Raw genomic sequence first — 20560 nt, forward strand, 5'->3', positions numbered from 1 at the left:
CTTTAAGAAGCCTCCCTATAAAAAGTTTCATGTACAAGAAGGCATTTTCAGAACTATAATAAAGGTTTTATCATTAACTCTTCACCTACCAATGTAGGCAGACTGACCTGGGCACCACTTGTTTTCAAAGTAGATCTTTTATTACTTTTTATCTGCAATACCTTGCCTGGCCATGGATTCTGCAATACAAGGCTATACCCTTTTTCACTAAGGATCTTTACATACCCAACCGATCTGTTTTTCAATACTGAAGACACGAGGAAAGCGCCATCACACCTGATATTTGAAAAGGATGCATTGCTTTCTTTCGGCCACACTTCAAAAACCCGCAACACATTCTGATTGGACATACACAGCATTTCATTGATCGTGTTTGGAACGGTGCTACAATTTTCGATACCATGAGGATTATTGAGCTGAAATCCGTTGGGATAGGTATGCAAACTGTAATCATGAAGCTTTTTCAAAATTGTATCTGCATTATAACCGATCCTAACTGCTGCAGGAAAAAAGCTATTGGAGCCATTATTATCCTGCCAACGATTCATTTCACTAATTGTATTGGAAGCTATTTCTAAAAGCTTAGGATCGCTGTTCAACCCGATCTGTCCTGCAGGATAAATGTGTTGAATGCCCAGTGTATTATCTTGCCACCAATCCGTACCTTTTTCGCTGTACCTGAAAACAGTTTTTCCATTCCGCACCTGCATCGTATAGTTCGCAACATGATCTGATTTTTCCTGCCAATCACCTCTCAAATCACTATCAACACCCAATAAGACACTCATATCAATTGCCGTTTTCAATACCATAGGAACCAACCCCAATGAAAGAATAGAATTTAGTGTGCCGTGTGTGCCTTCATGTACAGCATCGTTTTCAATAATATAACGGTCATTATCTTTTTTCAAATAATGTTGCCAAAAAATGGCCGTGGCCTTAACATAAGGATAGACCCGTTGAGTAAACGTTTTATCGTATGTTCTGTAAAATTTCATTGACAAAACAGTTGCACAATAGGCTGTATTGCTTTTTTGCCCCAAAAACAATGCATTATCTGCATTTGTCCGAACAGTTTCAATACCTAAAGGCCCAATACCTACAGGATACAATATTCCGTCAGGAATTGAAGTAAGCTTTGAGGAATAAAACTTACCCCTTTGCATATAATCAATCAAGGGAGTTTCATAGGGCACCGTCTGCTCTAAGTGATTGGATGAAAACAATGCATAAAAGGGGGCACTGTAATTATAATTGAGGTGGTAATCACCATTCCATGCCGGAATTTCCTTTGTCACCCAACCAAAAATTCCCGGAGGAAATTTAGGATCACGGCTGCATGATGCCATGTTGTATTGTGATTTATAGTACTGGCTTCCGATCACCGAATCTTCGATATCCACAAAACTTTCATTCCAATATCTGCTCCACCAGGCCAAATGATCTTTACGGACTTTAGCAATAATTGGCAGTGTGGCCTTTCCTACTTGTTGTTGCACCTCCTTTAAGCAATCAGGTGATTTAAAATTGCTTGTCAAAGCGCACACGATCGTAACTTTTTGTCCCGGAGCAACAGAAAACTCTCCTGAAGAATGTCCCAATATTTTAACAGCTGCAACTGCCGTTGTTTTAATATCCACATCTTTTTCAAACCCACGTTGTATCCATTGCAATCCATCCTTGATGCCATCTGCCAATGTATCTGGAAACTTATGACCCTTGGTTTTAAAAACCTCCAACAATGCATTTCCCTTAACGATCGTTTTGCCTTTATTAGAAATATCAATCAATACCCAATCTTTTTCAGCAGCCACTATCGATTGAATTTCTACTGCTGTATTTCCTTTGCTGAATTTGGAGATTGTAGTAGCATTGTATAATTGCTGTTCGATGCGGTAAGAAGCACCTGTTAATTCCGGAATTTGGATTTTAAGGTTGCCCAACACGGCAGGAAAAGCATTGTCATAACCTGATTTCAAACGCCAGAAATCATTACGGGCCAGGTGATAATTTTGCAATTCCGGTTGACCGGATATGACTACTTCCGTAGAACCATTGCCCAGCAGGGGCCCATCAACCGATACCGATCCAGGTGTTTTTGCAGGAGGCGCAGTAAACACATTTTGAAATTTACCGACAGCTTGTTTTGCCGATTTAATTTGAGCATGAAGATTGCCAGACATAAACAGTGATCCACAAGCACAAATCAAGCTCAGTGTTCTTTTCATACAATTCATTTGCATTGCTAATTCATGAGTTTCACATCCAGGTCTGTTTTCAAATCTTTTTCTGTCATTTTTGAAGTAATGATCACAGGCTGTCCAGCTGCATCAAAACTGTTTTTATTAATGACCACATTTTTACAAGCGGTTAAATTGATGGAAGGCTTGCTGTTTCCACTTCCCAGGAAATTAGTGAACATTATTTTATTGCCTGAAAATTCAAGATTGTCCACACTGCGCGCAGACAATACAGCATCTTTATATACTTTAAAAGTGTTGTCAATAATCCGAATATTACGATGGACAAAATTGCCTGCCATTAATTCATGGTTTTCGGGAGCGATGTTGATAGCCCCACCTGAATTATTGCCACAATCTTCAAATGTATTATAACGTATGGTAACATCCTGAACAGAACCTGACTCAAACCAGCTTGAAGCATCATCTGCAATCAAGATAGGATACATACCCGTGCGGTGAAAAACATTATTTTCAATTATTACTTTTCTGGAGGTAGTCAATAACAAGCCTCGGGTATTGGTCCGTTCAAAACGGCTATTACGAATCACTACTTCAGGCGTCCAGGTTAGGTTTTCAATGCAAAGACCAGTGCTTGCAAAAGAGGGTAATTCGCCAACTACTTCTAATTCCATTTCCCGCCTGTTCAGGAGTTTAGCTGCTTTTAATTTTGCTTTTCCTAGCGGCATGAGTGTTTTCGGGTTGATAAAAGCGATGCTATCGCCGGCAAAAAAAGCTTCGAAGCCATAGGTCTGATTGTGCATGAAGCGAACCTTGATCTTTTTGGCTTCATCGATAGCGGTTATTTGCAAATGGGTACCATGCACATTCACCGGGTCGTCGTGTGAGCCAGATGTGAGGCAACTATCAATTTTCACCAATCCCCTGCATCCTGAGAAATGGAAGCAATCTGCAAAGGAAGAAATGATCCTGCCACTGTTTTCCCGGGGCGCCACAGCCACTTTCAGTAATGAAATATTTTCTGAAAACTGGGACACAATTCCCAGTCCATGCATAAAATACATTTTTACATTTTCCAATTCAATATTCCTGCTACGGGAAATGAATGCACCACAATTATCGCGATAAGGGTCTCTGAAAGTGAGCACATCGCCAGGGCGAAAATTAGTTTTTGCAAACTTCCCTTCAAACCTTACCTGAAAAGGGGTCGTTTCAACAGCCTTGCTTGCCAGGAATGGTGCGAAGTTGCTATACCGCATGATTTCCCTGGAGGGGTCGAACACAATCGTATGATAATTCCTAACCTTCCAACCCTCGCCATAAAAACTAATCCGCCCACTGTCAATTGCATACTTTGAATCCTGGTGAATCACAGTTTCGATGGCAGTATCCGATACTGATTTAATCGTTAACTCTGAAATGGTAGGTCTTTCATAATCGAACCTGATATTCTTTACCTTCATGTTCACACTATTGAGTATGGCAAACGAAACCATTTTGCCATGCAAAACCACCAAGGTATTGTTTCCATCGAGCGTAATGTTATTGCAGCCCTCAAATGGGAAAGCAATGCTCTTTATCTTGGGCAGGGTGTCATTTTCGGTAGAGTTGGAAATATACAACTCACGCTTAACTGCATTGTCAGGCCAGATATCAATACGGCCACCAGGCAAAACCAGGATAGCCTTTCCTGTTTTCTTACAAGCCTCGATGGCTTTACGGATTCCGGGCCCTGCATCTTTTGGGCTATTCGCTTTTACGCCAAAGTCAGCAGCGTTGATAATTTTTTGAGCAAAAGCCCCGGTTTGTAATCCTACTAATCCAAGGCAGGCTAATAAGAGATGTTGTATTTTCAAAGTGGTTTTAATTTAATATTTTTTTACTTTTCGACTTCCAATACAGGCATTTTAGCTGCCTCTTTTGAAGTAAGCAAAAGTACTTGCTGCAAAGTCATTGAATAGGAACCTCCGGCAGGTATAGACGCATAATTTTTTCCCATTTGATTTTCCCAATTTGCCGAATAACAAAGCCAGAAAGAACGTCCATCGGGACTAATGAATTTGCTAGGGATATTCAAAAAGTAAGCTTGTGTTCCAAAATTTTTCATGTAGGTCACCATCTTCCACGGACCGGTAATGTTGTTTGATTCAAGAATGTAAGAATCGTACATACTCTGCGTATTCCCGCCATTGGTAACGCACATCAAATATTTTTTCAACGGTTTATTATATGTAATCGTTGCGCCGCCGCAAGTATTGTTCCAATCAAGAATTGGTTTTGCTTGCGATAAATCATTTGTCCAAATGTCATTTCCTGTGGCTGTGCGACCTCCGAAATATTCATATGCTTTCACATCGTTAACTGTTTCGGGTGAAGGCGTAACCCGGCATAGATAAATTTGATCGCCTGTAATCCAACTAAGGTTTGCTTTACGGTCTTCCTGATCTTTTTGTAATGAACCATGTGCTACCATGTACATTTTGCCATCGGGAGTGTTTTCCATATTTTTTCCAAAGTCCACTACATGCGGTACTCCAAATTTAATTGGTCCATTCAATGCTGTCGGCTCAGGAAAAAGCCCTTTCTCCGGTTTACAAGAAAGCGGTGAAACTATCCAGGTCTTGCCATTATCTTTTGAAATATGAAAACCTGCAAATGGACCACAGATAGGCCAATTGAGCCCATAAGAAGCATTATTTAATGCATACGTTCCTATATACCAAATTCCATCTTTGTACAGAGAAGCGCAGGGATAACGTCCTCCATAGGGTGCAGGATTTCCTGCAATAAGGCCAGGCTCAGTAATGGTAAGATGCATTGGGTCGTCACCTGTAATTATAGCATGTCCAACAACAGCTGCTTTGCCTCCGGAAAAAGCTTTCACAGTTACTTCCTTTCCATTAATATCTAAGCCCGTAACGTTTCCATCAGTAAAAGGCGAGTATAGCCGACCATCAGATCCCCACGACGGATACCATGTATCTGCATTACTATAAGACGTATAACGTCCGGTAAAAGCAAGTCCTGCAAGTTTTTTTGACTTGTCTATCGGACAATTCGCAGGCACTTGTGATGGCCAAACTTTTGCTTCCTGAACCCTTCTATTTTGGCCAAGAGCTGCTATAAAGCCAAGCACTAATGCAAAAAATAAACTGACAATTCTCATCTGCATATTTTTATTTCGGTAATAAACCATTCTTCGTAATTATTTCCTGGATCGTTCCTTGCTTTAACTTAGTTAACTTACATAAGTCGAATTGTTGCGCCTAATGCATCAAGACCTATTGATTGGCAAACACCTAACCTTTGCTGCAAATTCGTCTTTTCTATATCCCATTTCAGCATATTATCAGCGCTCCCCCATTGATTTTTAAATTGCTGTATGTACAATTTATCGTTTTCAACATTTGTATATTCGGGCTTGAACTGGTTGTTTGAAGCATCACGTGTTTGCCATATAGCGTTTGCAGTTTCTTTAATGTTATTTTTAAAATCAATACCCGTAGTTCTTTTATTAAGTGTTCCCAGGTACCGCATCATAATACCACGGCCCGCCAGGTAATCGCTACCAAACTCAGGGCCCATATTTGCTACTAAAGGTGCTTCGCGAATGATATTATCCTTCTCACTAATCAAGGTTGTTTTTATTCCTTTTGCAATCAGTGATATATAGGTATTTACTTTATCAGCAAAAGCCTTTACGTTAAAATCCGCTTCTTTTTTATTTTTCGCTAACCAATCAGCAATATTGTTTTTGATGGCCAGCATATCGGTAAGTGCCGCCAGTAACATTCCCTGATCGCCTGTCCATACCCATCCTTTGTACCAGGTTGGATGCGTAATATCCGTATAACCGGACCCATCAAAAAAAGCAGTTGGCCGTTCCTGTACCAGTGCACCACCAGAAGTGGTTTTCTTTAGATATTCATATTGCTTCAATTGAAACCAGCTGTCAAACCAGATCCACTGGTTATATGCTGTTTCAAGGTATTTTTCATTGTCTCCGATTTTTTCTGCAAGCGTCAGGCGATAAATGCGTGTAGAGAGTAAAAAAAACAAAACATTGGTTACTGTGTTTTTTACGCCTTTGTGAATGCCTTTGGCATCTCCATTACTGCAACCATGAGGCACCGGTTTTGCTGTTGTCGAAAAATCATAAGCATGATCTTTCATCTGTTTCCAGCACAAATCGGAGGAAAGCTGCCGGTATTTATCCGCTAATTCCGTATAACCTGTGCGCAGCAAATGTTTTCTTGCATTAAGCCCCATTAACCCCCACCAGCCAAAATCATCTGCCCAGAAACCACTGGGGTCAAAGCTTTTGAAATAGGCCATGTTTTTTTCGAGCATCACGTTTACCTTCTGCTGCATCGATTTTATTTCCGTATCATCCGGCCATCTTTGCTGCGCTGCATCTGTAAAGTTGAGACATGCATCGAAAGTGTTACCTCTTCTCCAGAAGTCATTAAATTCCCAAATGGTTTCAAATCTGTTAAAGGCTGTTATGCACCTCATCTTTAGATCGTCGACATCATCATGGTTTTCTTCTCCTAAGCCAATACTGCCCAAAGCTTTTACACAGGGGAAAAAAACGGCAAAACTTCCTGCCGTTTTTACAAAACTTCTTCTTTTCATGGGCCCTTTAATTAAGCCTTTTTATTTAATATTCTGATGAGTAACTAACGCTGTTTTTGACGGCTGTAACGACGATACCTTACCGTTTTTATTAACCAATACTCTTATGTTTTCACCTGCTTTCACAGAAACTTTAGGCCAGTTCAGGAATTCAGTATATCCCATTGGTTTAGCAGCATTCTTACTGTTTTCAACAAACAATGAAACTGAGGCATCGTAGGTAGTTTTATTCTCAATGACAAGGACCAGCCCTGCATCATCGGATTTTACAATTTTTGCCTCTACATGGTCAAAAACACGCAAAGTTTTCTTGTCTGTTTGCAGATAAATGCCAGGCAGCTCTAATGCCATCAGCACTCCATTGGTTTCTGTCCAGGAGTTGCGTGTATTGATAAAATTACCAATGGCGCCTTTTCCTTCTGCATCGCTGAGCTGAATGCGCTCCATACTGCTACCCACCAGGTTATTGGTTGTAATATGGTCGGGGGGCATATTTACAGCCTCCGTCTGTGCATGCTGAATATCCCTGATCAGGTCAGCATACAGAGGATTGCCCGTGGCACGATACAGTTTAAACAGATAATCAGCAGAGGAGGTACATACCCCTGGTGCTGCGTGCTTGTTTTGAATACTGGCCCAAACCGCTCCAGCCATGTGAGATCCAAGCTTTCCAATCTGGCTATTGGCCGGAAACTCAGGATCATAAGAGATGGTCCAGGTTGCACACAAGGCTGCCTGTACTTCAGCCTTTTTCAACCAGCTTTTGTCGCCAGTATAATGATACAATGCCATCAGCGATTCCAGGAATCCAAATGATGATTCTGCATCGGCATCCATTGAAATATCGCCACAATGGCCACCAGTAAGACCTTGCTTTACAACATCACGGTTGTAGTAATAATTGGCAGCCTCTTTAGCCACTTGCAGCCACTCCTTGTTTTTGAAATAGCCTGAAGCAAGGGCTAAGCCTGCCGGCGCGATAGCACCTGCCGTGGAATTAAAAACAGCCACTTCCCCTGTCTCGGGTATAATATACTGGCCAAACTCACCGTGTTGCTTCCACGTACGGGTAAAAGCCGCTGCTAGCTTTTTAGCAGACTCTTCCCATTCGGGCTTTATCATAGAGCCATATCCCTGTGCACGGAACAGCATAAGGTGCTTCATCATCCATAACAACGCATCGCAGTTTTTACGCACCATTGCCTGAAGAGCAGGAAAGGCAGGGCTCATCTTTTCAGGTCTGATTTGACCTTCAGCAGTCATACCGCCATAAAAGAATCCGCTCTTACCCTGCAATTTGGAAACCACAAAGTCTATTTCCTGTGCCACACGATTGCGTTCCTTTTCATTATTAAGAGCAAGCATGGGATAAGTGTTCATCATTCCGGCTACCCAGCCTAACTGGAAGTGATTGTTGTTCTCCATGCGATAGTAGCTACCAGCCGGCACTGTAATAAAATTACCACTGTTAATAGCAGTTGTCACCTCTACCTGCTTGCTCATTGGCAGGATATTACGAGGCTGATTGGGGCCCAGGAAATCCTTTCTCACCTTCATAAAAGCAGTCAGCAGGTCGGGAATACTCTTTGCATCAAAAACATATAACCTGAAATGTAAAGCCATCTCATCGCCGGCTTTCCAGTTGGGAGCTTTGTCGCCACTGGGATGAAAATCACCAAACCCGGTAGCCAGTTTGCGCATGGCTGGTACAGAAATGGAGAAACGGCAACTGTCCTGCGCCGCATTTTCAGCGATTGTCAGGCCGTGATTACCAAATTTAGACCGCTGATCTGTTACTACAATAAAACCCTTTTGAGCAGCTGGGGAATAGAAACACATTGCCGGAGTAGCCGTATTACCTGTTTGCAATTCAACCAGGGATGCTTTTCCGGTCTCTATTGAAAGCCTGGGGTTATTGGAGATTGTAAGCGGCACTGAAGGGTTATAATACATATCCTTAGGATAATCAGGATTATAACCATAGCCAATGGCTTTGTAACGATTGCCATTATAGATGCTCGCAGGAACCATTACATAGTTATCGCGCGTCCAGTTACTAAAATCAAACGAAACAGTGACTGCCGTTGCATTGGCGGTGCCAGTTTGCAATTTATAAGCAGCAGTAACATCTATTGCTTCAGGGTGACCAGACACCGATGCAGTTTGCAGTTGCAGTTGCCAATTTCCTGTATTCGTTTGCAAGCTGCCCTGTTGAAACAACTGTTCAGCCACCAGGTTGGTTCCTTCATATTGTTTTGTGGAAAGCCGCATGCTACCGCTTAATGACTTCAGCATTTTCTGCACCGTGATATCATTTGCTGATTGCGCATTCAATTTTGGTTGCAGGGAGCCTGTTATCAACAATAACAAACCCCATTTTATGATACTTGTTCTCATTTTAAAATATTCAATATTATTTATGATTTTTTCAGATCTACTTTATCATCAAGGTCCCCCAGCTCACTTTGGATACACCTTCAAGCTTAACAGCAGGTTGTCCCCCTCCAACGCTGATCAGCAAAGCTCCTGCTGGCTGGTACATTTCCCCCTTGTCATTTACAAGTGACAGTTGCTCCGGAGTCAATACAAAGCGGATTTTGCGAGATTCGCCCTTTTTCAAGGCAATTCGCTGGAATCCTTTCAAGGCTCTAATAGGAGCTTTTCCTTTTGCATTCAGGTAAGCGATATACAACTGTACCACTTCTTCTCCGTCCCTATTTCCAGAATTTTTAACTTCAGTTTCTACTGTAATAGAAGATCCCCTCGTTGCTATTTTTGGCATCCTGAGTGGAGCGTAGTTGAAGGAAGTGTAACTCAAGCCATATCCAAAAGGATATAATACAGCGCCCTTAAAATAGCGGTAGGTATGGCCCTGCATGTTATAATCTTTAAAACCGGGCAGGCCTTCATCACTCTTATAGAATGTTACAGGCAAACGACCAGCAGGATTATAATCACCAAACAGCACATCGGCTACAGCGGTTCCCCCGCTTTGTCCACCATACCATGCATTTAAGATGGCTGGTATATTTTCCTGTTCCCAAGGAGTAGCAATGGCACTTCCCGTAAGCATGACAAACACAACCGGCTTGCCCGTAGCTTTTAATTGTTTCAGCAATTCAGTTTGAACAGAAGGTAACATAACAGTAGTACGGTCTCCACCATCAAAGCCCTGCACATTCACCGGCATTTGCTCGCCTTCCAATTCAGGAGAAATACCACCCACAAAAACTATCACATCTGCATTAGCAGCCCTATTTGCAATAGAACCTAAATCGGCTTTCTGATAAGTACCTTTTTGCATGCGTATCCTGGCGGCATCTTCATTTTGCCAGTATTCCAACACCATTTTATAGGTTTTACCTTTTTGGGCTTTCCATTTAAAAGTCCGTATTCCTGGCTGGGCGTTCCAATCTTTCAGCACCAAGCTATCATTCATAAATATCCTATATCCTTCATCACCCTCCATTTGCCAGGTATAAGTGGAATCCTTAGCGGAAGTAAAACTTGTAGCAAAGCGGATCGAAAAATGACGGGAATTTACACCTGGGGCAGGAAGTTGTCCTTCGGGATAGATAAAGTTGATATCTGATACAACAGTTTGATAGACCGGAGCACCTTCCAAATTCTCATTATTGAAGTAAGATGCCTGTATGCCTTGTTTGTTGTTGTATGAATAAAATGCGGCATCATTGTCGGGCGTAAAAAGAATATCGCTGGCATAGTTAACACCAGGTTCATAAATGATCTCTGTTTGAGCACCAACTTTATCCCTTATTCCATCGAGCACAGAAACAATACGTGAAGGGAAACCGTTGTAATTGCCCAGCATAGCCAATCTATTGTCGGCATTAGGCCCTACCACCGCAATACGTTTCAAGTTCTTGCTGAGTGGTAATAATTGGTTTTGGTTTTTCAACAACACTATAGACTGTTGCGCCAGCTTCAATGCATGCTCTTTGTGCTCTGGCGCTTCCAGCGTACTTGCAGGCACCTGTGCATATTTGACTTTCGAAGGAGCATCAAACATTCCCAAACGGTAACGTATGGTAAATAATCGACTCAGTGATACATTCAATTGTGTTTCACTGATAATTCCTCTCTTCACCGCATCAACCAGAGATCTGTAAACCGAAGTTCCACATTCCACATCGGTGCCATGAAATACTGCATCGGCAGCAGCAGAAGCGACATCCTTGTGCGTCTTATGGTTTTTTACGAAATCATCGATTGCCCAGCAATCACTTGTCACATAGCCTGTAAATTTCCATTGATTCCGTAAAATATCATTCATCAGCAAATCGTTGGCACAGCAGGGTTGCGAGTTGAGTGCGTTGTAAGCGCACATGACTCCAGCGACCTTTGCATTCACTACCAATTCTTTGAAAGCCGGCAAATAAGTATCCCACAAATCATAAGTATCGGGATTAATGTTATCTGTATGCCGTGTAGGTTCCGGGCCGCTGTGTACAGCATAATGTTTGGCACAGGCTGCGGCCAGTAAATAGGTTGGATCATCACCCTGCAAGCCTCTTACAAACGCAGCACCCAACTTGGCTGTCAGGAAAGGATCTTCACCGTAAGTTTCCTGCCCCCTGCCCCAACGTGGATCACGAAAGATGTTGATATTAGGCGTCCAGTAGGTAAGACCTTTGTAACGGTCTTTGGTTTTACCTTCTGCCACAGCCAAATTATTGATCGCCCTTCCTTCCAAACCGGAATAGCGAGCCATTAATTTCAGCGAACTGGTATCCCAGGTAGCAGCCATACCAATGGCCTGGGGGTAGACCGTTGTTTTGTAGGGAGTGCGGGCCACCCCGTGCAATATTTCATTCCACCATTCATAAGCTGGTATACCCAAACGAGGAATTGCTGGTGCCGCGTTCAGCATTTGTCCTACTTTTTCTTCCAGTGTGAGCCTGCTCACCAGGTCATTGACACGCTGTTCCATGGGCAAAGCCTCATTCCACATTGGATATTGTTTGAAATCCTGGGCGTGCAGCAGCGTACTAAAGCAGGTAATCATTACACATAATAACTTCCTCATATCAGCAATTTGATCTGTCATATTAATTTTAATTGAGATGACAAAATGATAAAAAAGTCATCGCAGTAAAATTACCAACTACACCTCCAATAAATGTTATTGAAAATTGACACATACTGATGCAATATTTGCATGCTGCTGCTGATCTTGACCTACTCAACTTACATCAAATTGCTTTTTTACGGAATATGATTATTCATCTTCCAGGTTAATATTCCAATTGTGCTTTAAAAAGCCATTTCTACTACATAATCCATTTCATCTGGCTTTTTATCCAGCACCAACAGCACTCCATCTTTGCTTTGCGTAAACCTCACCGGCTTTTTATCAATAAAAACTTTGGCCGATTTTATTTTTTTATCTGTTATCGGAAGAAACAGCGCCTGATCCTGCAAATCGAGTATGTGTATAAACAGGCGGTTCTCCTTCTGCGTGGTAACGCCCCATTTGTGCTGACTAACCATGCCGCCGCGGGTATCGTAAATAGTTTCGCCATATTGATTTAGCCAGTCGCCCATTGCTTTATAACGCTGCACGGCAATATCGGGGAATGTGCCGTTGGGTCTTGGTCCTACATTCAGCAATAGATTGGCATTGTTACCCGCTGCTTTTACTAAATATTGCACCAGTTCTTTTTCAGACTTGTACTTATTATCGGTGATGTTATAACCCCATGATGTATTCATGGTTTCGCAGGTTTCCAATGGCAACGCTCCTATTTCCGCATCTTTAGAGAAACCCGATGTATTGTAGCCGGGCAGGTCCCTTTCAAATGGTTGTGCATCTTCTCCTTCAATGGGAGCCAAATGATGGTTATTCAAAATCAGGCACCCTGGCTGAAGCGAATGGATCAGCGAATAAATCTCATCAAATTTCCAGTTAAAATCTTTTGGTTTATCCCATTTGCCATCAAACCAGATAGCGCCTATCTCACCATAATTAGTCAGCAACTCACGAAGCTGGTTCAGCATAAATTGATGATAGGTTTCCCATTTTGCTTTCCTGGTTTCTTCGGTTTTGGTAATAAAAGCGCCATTGGGATTATAATCAGGCCTTCCCCAATCCAACAGTGAGTAATAAAAATGCAATTTGATGCCTTGTTTATGGCATTCATCTGCCAGTTCTTTCAGCACATCCCGTTTGAAGGGCGCAGCCTTCATAATACTATAATCGGAATATTTTGTATCAAACATGGAAAAGCCATCGTGGTGGCGGGAGGTGATGCAGATATATTTAGCGCCTGCAGCTTTAATATTGGCCACCCATTCCGCAGCATTGAATTTTGATGGATAGAAACCTCCGGCTAATTTGCTGTATTCATTGTAATTAATTTTTTTAATATTCATCACCCATTCTCCATCAGCCATCATGCTGTAAATGCCCCAGTGGATGAATACACCGAATTTATTGTCTTGAAAAATTGCCCTGTTTTTTAAGTTTTCAGGGGTTGGCGAATACCCTTTTTGGGCGAATGCTACAGAAGATAGTACGAATAATACTACGATAAAAAAGGCTTTTTTATTCATTATCTATGATTTCAAATAAATTATCAATCGAATGAAAGTACTTTTTAATTGCCGTCATTAAAAATGGGCGGCGCTGGCGAAGGGAATATTTTGAAATTGAAAAATGGTGGTTGTTTTATACAATTCACCGGGACGTAAAATCACATTGGGAAAATGAGCATGGTTGGGAGCATCGGGGAAAGCCTGTGTTTCCAATGCAATGCTGCTATGCTGCTGATAGGCTTTTCCCTGCTGGCCGGTCAGCGTACCATCCCACCAGTTTGCCGTGTACAGATGAACGCCGGGGCTGTTTGTATAAACTTTTAACACCCGCCCGGATGGAGGATCTGACAGCGCTGCAGCGCAAACCAAATTTCCGTCTTGTGTGTTCAATACAAAATCATGGTCATACCCTTTATCTTCTGCAAGCTGCCCGATATGATCTCCGATACTTTTGGGAGTTATAAAATCAAAAACCGTATGCTTCACCGGGGCGATCTCTCCCGAAGGGATGTTATTTGAATTTTTAACAAGATAGTTGTCAGCAAAAATCTGCAACTGGTGATTATAAATGGTTTCATCTTCAAAACCGGAAAGATTAAAATAAGTGTGATTGGTAAGATTCACAATTGTAGGCATATCCGTTCCGGCAAAGAAGGAAATACAAAGTCCATTATTATCCAGTAAATATTTCACCGTTACTTCCAGGTTTCCCGGATAACCTTCTTCCCCATCCTTACTCAAACAAAATAACTCGACACCAACTTTATCGTTTTCGTTGATGATCGTTTTTATATCCCAAAGTTTTCTGTGAAAACCTCCCTGTCCTCCATGCAGGTGATTCACTCCGTCGTTAATTGGTAATTGATACTCTTTACCGTCAAGATGAAATTTTCCATATGCAATGCGGTTGGCAAATCTGCCAACGGTACAGCCGAGGTAAGGATGGTTGTTGAGATAAGGCTGAAGCGAGGAAAATCCGGCAACAATATTTTTTTTGTTCCCAGAAACGTCAGGCGAGTCAATAGAAACAATCGTTGCACCGTAATTGGTAATGGCCACATCAACAATGCCATTGCTCATATTGATAAGCGAGGCATTTCCTTCATTCGTGTTTCCAAAATCTATAACGTCAATACTAAATTCAAGCATGAGTAAAGAATATTAAAGCTTGTTTCTTTTTATAAGAAAATCAATAAACGAATGAATACCAAACTCCCACCTGGGAATCTGATCGCAAGTATTTACCCAATTAATTAATTGACCCAGCTTTTCAGATGCTATGATTACCTGGTCGCCGATTTTATGCGTAAAGCCTTTTCCATCTGCATCACGATTTTCGGTTGGGGCGAACATGGTTCCCAGAAAAAGGACCAATCCGTCGGGGTATTGGTGATTTTTGCCAATAACCTGTGCTGTTAAATTCTCGGGCGACCTGCTTATTTCATTCATTTTGTTTGCCCCGGAAGAACTAAACCCGTCTTCTCCTGTAATCGTGAGTTCAACTTCGCAATTTTTCACATCGTCGATAGAAAAGGTTTTATCAAACAATCTAAACAAGGGCCCTATTGAACAGGAGCCATTTTGATCTTTGGCCTCTCCAAGCAACAAAGCGCTGCGCCCTTCATAATCTCTCAGGTTCACATCGTTTCCTAAAGTGGCACCTACAATTTTTCCCTTTGAAGAAATAGCCAACACTATTTCCGGCTCAGGATTATTCCACACTGAATCCTTTAGAACGCCCACTTGTGCACCAAATCCTACCGCAGACATAGGCTGGCTTTTAGTAAAGACTTCTGCATCTTTGCCTATTCCCACCTCAAGATATTGCGACCAGATACCTTCTTCCTGGAACCGTTTTTTTAATATTTCTGTTTCAGGTGAGCCGGGAACAGTTTTACTTAAATCATTTCCCAGTGTTTCATAAATAGTTTGTCGAACCTGGTCTGCTTTTTTTGCATTCCCCCTCGCCTTTTCTTCAATAACCCGTTCCAATAAGCTTTTTACAAAAGTTACACCGCAGGCTTTTACCGATTGTAAATCGTTGGGAGCAATGAAGCAGGGCAACGAGTTGTCCCGATTGGAGAAAAGGGAATTTTTAAGAATGTCCTTTAATTCACCGATCACAGGTAGCGCATCAAGTTGTATCATCATTTCGGCAACGTTATCTGTATTGATCAATTCACTGGTGGAATTAAAATGTGCAGACAGGTCGTAAACTTTTCCGTTGGCTACTTTTACAACATGGGGACCGGCAATTCCATTATATGCCAGTGCTGCAGGCACCATACATCTGCCAATCCATGTTCCTTCGCTGGCCTGATTGGGAATGATTTGGTTTATATCTATTGTTTCCTGTTTCATCTTTCGTATTTATAATTTCAGTTACAAGGTGTTCAGTTTATATTTTGGAAGTAGAATATTTACCGTTCACTAAACGCATGATGCCTCTTGGGTTTTCATTTTTCAAACCTTCGGGAAGATGTCCCTGGGGAGCATTCTGGTAACTCACCACTTTGCAGAACCGTTTGATGGCAGCCGTTCCAACAGAAGTGGCGGCAGCAAAGGTGGATGATGGATAAGGGCCGCCGTGATGCATGGACGGACATACTTCTACTCCTGTAGGGAAGCCATTGTAAATTATGCGCCCCACTTTTTCTTCAAGAATTGATTTTAGTTTTTCGGCTTCCTCATCATTGTCTGTATGGATGGTGCCTGTTAAATGGCCACCCAACTGACTGGCAGCTTTTGTCATTTCATCCATATCCTTACATTCGATGATTAAAGCCGCCGGGCCAAATACTTCTTCTTCCAATTCAGGATTCTTTATAAAATCTGTTGCACTTACGGTAAATAAATATCCACCTCCGACAGTGTTTCCTGTGAGCTTTAACAGTTCACTTTTATTGCTATACGCAGTTAATTTTTGCTGTAAGCCTGTTTTGATATTAGCATTCAGCAAAACGGCATCGGGAATCTGTTCAAGCGCTGCAACAAGCTTACCCTTGAAGGCTTCCGTATCTGCTGATGTGAGCATAAATACAAGGCCTGGCTTTGTGCAAAACTGGCCAGTTCCGAGCGTTATGGAACCAGCAAGTCCGTTGGCTATTTCGGATGTCCTGTTCTTGACGGCATTGGCTAATATAAATAAGGGATTGGCGCTGCCCATCTCGGCAAATACAGGTATTGGTTTGGGCCGGGATGAAGCCTGATCAAAAAGCGTTCTGCCTACGTGGGTGCTACCGGTAAATCCTACCGCTTCTATTTTTGGATGTTTTACCAGTTCGTTGCTTACCAACGGGTCTGCACCCTGCAACAAACTAAACACAGCCTTTGGAAAATTATTTTTTTCTATTGCTTTTTCGATAGCCCTTGCACACAACTCCGATGTAGCGGGGTGGCTGGGATGACCTTTTACAATTACGGGATTACCCGCAGCCAATGCCGATGCCGTATCGCCACCCAAAGTAGAAAATGCCAAAGGAAAATTGGAGGCAGAGAAAACAGCTACCGGCCCGATGGGCGCAAGAATACTTCGTATATCGGGCCTGGGCAAAGGCTTACGGTCGGGTATAGCCGTATCAATACTTGCCTGTTGCCAGCTCCCTTCCCTTATCAATGAGGCGAAAGCCCTTAACTGCCCGCAGGTCCTGGCCCGTTCTCCGGTTAATCGTGGAATTCCTAATCCTGTCTCCTGGTTACAAACTTCTAATAGTTCATCGCCCAATGCTTCCACTTCTGAAGCAACATCTTCTATAAATGCAGCCCGCTTATCAAAATCAAGAGCTTTAAATACCAGATAAGCTTCCGAAGCAGCGTTTACTGCCCTGTCTACCTGAGATGAATTTACACCCCGGTAATCGTTAAGTTTTGATCCATCCAAAGGACTAAAGGAAGTAAAAGAACTTCCCTGTCCTTCTTCCCAGTTTCCAGCAATTAAACTTTTTCCCGATACCATATTTTTATTTATCAATTTTTAAATTTTCATGTGTTAATTTTTATTTCTTTTTGGTCACATGGAATTCACCATAAAAATTTTCATCGCAGTTAGTATGAATTTGCTCGAAATTTTTTTATGGCTCATTTCATTTTATAAGGCAACACTCCTTTAAAAGGAAGTTTTGCTTTGAATAAAGAACCTGAGAGCGGATATTTTTCAAGTGCTTCTTCATCCATTAAATAATTGGCAGTAGTAATGTACAACTCGTCTAAATTTTCTCCGCCAAATGCGCAGGAGGTTACTTTAGGAACCGGCAAACAAACTTCAAATACAGTTTCTCCGGTTTGGGGATTAATTCTTATCACTTTGCCACCATCAAACAAGGCCACCCATAAATAATCATCGCTATCAATGGTCATTCCATCGGGCAAACCAGTTTCTTTTTCTATTGTTGCGATGACCTTTTTGTTTTGAATAGCACCCGTATCGATGTCATAATCATACTGGTGAATTTCATAAGTGAGTGAATCAATAAAATAAAACTTTTTACAATCACTATTCCAGGCCAGGCCGTTAGAAATGGTAGTGCCTTCTATCTTTACTTCAATAGCGCCTTTTGAATCAAATTCATACAACCTGCCTGCACCGTTCGTACAATCATAAGCCATAGTGCCCGCCCAAAAAGTGCCCCTGGGGTCGCATTTACCATCGTTGAAGCGGATTTCAGGATGATCTTTTTCCGGCTTTGCTCCTTCCGATATTTCACCGGTATCAGGATTAAGATATCCTATTCCATTTTCATCGGCATAGGCCCAAAGCCCGGAGTCGGTGAGCACAATGGTACCAACATCCTGCCCAATATCATAACTGGTGTTAGAACCATTTTGGGGATTGAATGCATAAATTTTATGCGCCAGGATATCCACCCACAGCAGGCGCTGATTCGCTGCATCCCATATACTTCCTTCCCCCACTATTGCCGGAATTGAATAGACCGGTTCAGCTGTAACTCTATCCATTTTTATTGATTTATGTAGTTTGATTTTTTACCAGTCTAAAATGGCATTGTCTTCATCTCTAATGGTATTGGAATGTATTATTTCCTGTTTAAACGGATGTTTCTTTGCCTCTGCCTCATTGATTTCAATTCCCAATCCGGGTTTCACAGGAACAGCCCAATAACCATTTTTTGAAGTGATTTCCGTTTCAACTACATCCCATCGCCAGGGAACATCCGTTAACATATCTTCCTGGATCAAAAAATTGGGTGTTGAAAGCGCAAAATGCAAGGCTACAGCATTGGCTACCGGCCCCAGCGGATTGTGCGGCGCTACTCCCATATTATATACTTCCGCCATCGCTGCAATTTTTTTTGCGGCCCAAAGCCCTCCACAATGGCAGAGGTCGGGCTGAATGACATGCACAGCATTCTTTTCAAATATCTCTTTGTACTGATAGATAGAAATATGTCTTTCTCCCGTAGCAATCGGAACCTTGGTTCTGTCTGTTACCATTTTAATCGAATCAATATTTTCTGGCCGCACAGGTTCCTCACAAAAGAAGGGATGATACTCTTCAATAGCGTTAATATACTGGATAGCCATTGCAGGAGTGGTTCTTCCATGAAAATCCACCATGATATCAATATCGGGTCCAACAGCTTCTCGCAGCTTTCCAAACATGTGTGCAAACTGTTTCACCTTTTTCGTCCCTTCAATCGTTTTTGAATACGGAACAAAAACCACTTTCAATGCAGAGTAGCCTTTGTTGATGACGCTTTTAGCATATTCGATCAGGGGTTCCACAGCAAAGGTTTCATAAACCGCTTTCATGTCGCCACCACCTAAATGGGTGTACATTCTAACCCGGTCCCTGACTTTGCCTCCCAGGAGTTCAAAAACCGGAACATTGAGGTCTTTCCCCTTAATGTCCCACAGCGCCTGTTCAATAGCGGAAATCGCCGACATTCCAATGGCGCCCATTGCCCAGAAAGATTGCCGGTACATTTTCTGGTAAAGGTGTTCGATATTCCGGGGATCTTCACCCACAATCATGGGCTCAAAATCTTCCAATGCACCCACTACCGCCCTGGTTTTCCATTCAAGCGATCCTTCGCCCCATCCAAAAAGTCCTGGCTGATCGGTTTCAACTTTTACAAAAACCCAGTTTCGCATTTCTGCGTTAACCACCAGTGTTTTTAATCCTGTAATTTTCATCTCTATTGTAAATTTTATTTTGGCTGAGTACCTTGAACGCAATAACCGCCATCGCAGCGAATGTCTGTAGCCGTAATATTCATGGATTCATCGCTTGCGAGGAATACGAACACATTTGCGACCTCCTCTATGGAAGCTATTTTTCCTCTTGGGTGAATGCGGTTAAACTCGTTGAGCGCCTGCTCCGGATTCGTTGCGTTTTGCTGGATAAACCGGTGAAGCATGGTTGAATCCACTGTTCCGGGAGACACCGTGTTTACACGAATATTGTATTTCGCCAATTCCATTGCATGCCCGCGGGCCAGCGACATTAATCCGCCTTTTGTGGCTCCGTAAATGGCTACATCCGGAAAGCCATTATGACCTGTAACGCTTGACATGTGTATAATTGAACCACTCTCTCCCTTCTTCATATAAGGCAACACTTCCCGGCTGAATAATATAGGAGCCCTCAGATTCACACTTAACACTTCATCAATTGTTTTAGACGAAAGGGTTTCCAACGACGAACCAGGCATTACGGCAGCGTTGTTGATCAATACATTGATGCCACCCATGTAAGCAGAAGATTCGCGGACAAAGTCAACAATCTCCTGTTCGTTTCGTATATCAACAATTTTACTGAACACCTCTGTTCCAAGACTCTTCAATTGAAGAGCGGTTTCTTCAAGGGCTTTCCCATTAATATCACAGATGGCCAGTTTTGCACCGTGCAGTCCCATTGCTTTTGCAATACCTCTGCCGATGCCTTCTCCGGCGCCTGTTACAATTGTTTTTTTATTCAACAGTCTTTTCATCATATGCAAGCTTGTAAATATTAATTCAATTTCCCCTGGGGGTTTACGCTTTCAAGGTAAGGTTTGAAAGGGTAAGTTGCAGTAAAATTAACAACCACACCTTCAATAAATGTTATTGAATATTGACATAAACTGATGCAATATTTGCATACTGCTACTGATCATGACCTACTCAACCTACATAAAATTGCTTTCTTTTTCTGCATCAACCTCCCATTT

Annotated in this window: 13 protein-coding genes; all 13 read right to left on the reverse strand. The window is 42.1% G+C overall.

Going from position 1 to position 20560, the window contains the following annotated elements; all coding sequences use genetic code 11:
- Positions 1–53 precede the first annotated feature (53 nt).
- On the reverse strand, positions 54–2228 hold the full coding sequence (locus OCK74_RS24010; protein WP_279299647.1) for a glycosyl hydrolase family 95 catalytic domain-containing protein: 2175 nt from the start codon (positions 2226–2228) through the stop codon (positions 54–56).
- 17 nt (positions 2229–2245) lie between these two features.
- A complete protein-coding gene (locus tag OCK74_RS24015; RefSeq protein WP_279299648.1) occupies positions 2246–4057 on the reverse strand; it encodes a right-handed parallel beta-helix repeat-containing protein in 1812 nt (603 codons plus the stop codon).
- Positions 4058–4080: 23 nt separating this feature from the next.
- Positions 4081–5367: a DUF4185 domain-containing protein gene (locus OCK74_RS24020; protein WP_279299649.1), complete on the reverse strand. Its 1287-nt coding sequence runs from the start codon at positions 5365–5367 to the stop codon at positions 4081–4083.
- 77 nt (positions 5368–5444) lie between these two features.
- Positions 5445–6836: a hypothetical protein gene (locus tag OCK74_RS24025; protein WP_279299650.1), complete on the reverse strand. Its 1392-nt coding sequence runs from the start codon at positions 6834–6836 to the stop codon at positions 5445–5447.
- Positions 6837–6857: 21 nt separating this feature from the next.
- Complete coding sequence (locus OCK74_RS24030) at positions 6858–9233, reverse strand: YyaL domain-containing protein (RefSeq protein ID WP_279299651.1); 2376 nt, start codon at positions 9231–9233, stop codon at positions 6858–6860.
- Between the two features lie 37 nt (positions 9234–9270).
- Positions 9271–11883, reverse strand: a complete 2613-nt coding sequence (locus OCK74_RS24035) for a glycoside hydrolase family 3 C-terminal domain-containing protein (protein WP_279299652.1) — start codon at positions 11881–11883, stop codon at positions 9271–9273.
- 227 nt (positions 11884–12110) lie between these two features.
- Positions 12111–13409, reverse strand: coding sequence for an alpha-L-fucosidase (locus tag OCK74_RS24040; protein WP_279299653.1), 1299 nt, complete (start codon positions 13407–13409; stop codon positions 12111–12113).
- Positions 13410–13466: 57 nt separating this feature from the next.
- Positions 13467–14540, reverse strand: coding sequence for an aldose epimerase family protein (locus OCK74_RS24045; RefSeq protein ID WP_279299654.1), 1074 nt, complete (start codon positions 14538–14540; stop codon positions 13467–13469).
- 12 nt (positions 14541–14552) lie between these two features.
- Positions 14553–15752, reverse strand: coding sequence for a fumarylacetoacetate hydrolase family protein (locus OCK74_RS24050; protein WP_279299655.1), 1200 nt, complete (start codon positions 15750–15752; stop codon positions 14553–14555).
- Positions 15753–15789: 37 nt separating this feature from the next.
- Positions 15790–17346, reverse strand: a complete 1557-nt coding sequence (locus OCK74_RS24055) for an aldehyde dehydrogenase (NADP(+)) (protein ID WP_279299656.1) — start codon at positions 17344–17346, stop codon at positions 15790–15792.
- Between the two features lie 122 nt (positions 17347–17468).
- Positions 17469–18347, reverse strand: coding sequence for an SMP-30/gluconolactonase/LRE family protein (locus tag OCK74_RS24060; protein WP_279299657.1), 879 nt, complete (start codon positions 18345–18347; stop codon positions 17469–17471).
- A gap of 27 nt (positions 18348–18374) precedes the next feature.
- Complete coding sequence (gene dgoD, locus OCK74_RS24065; protein ID WP_279299658.1) at positions 18375–19544, reverse strand: galactonate dehydratase; 1170 nt, start codon at positions 19542–19544, stop codon at positions 18375–18377.
- Positions 19545–19558: 14 nt separating this feature from the next.
- The gene (locus OCK74_RS24070; protein WP_279299659.1) at positions 19559–20344 is read right to left on the reverse strand and encodes an SDR family NAD(P)-dependent oxidoreductase; all 786 of its coding nucleotides are present in this window, start codon (positions 20342–20344) and stop codon (positions 19559–19561) included.
- Positions 20345–20560 lie beyond the last annotated feature (216 nt).

The organism is Paraflavisolibacter caeni, from assembly GCF_025628885.1.
Taxonomy (GTDB): domain Bacteria; phylum Bacteroidota; class Bacteroidia; order Chitinophagales; family Chitinophagaceae; genus Flavisolibacter; species Flavisolibacter caeni.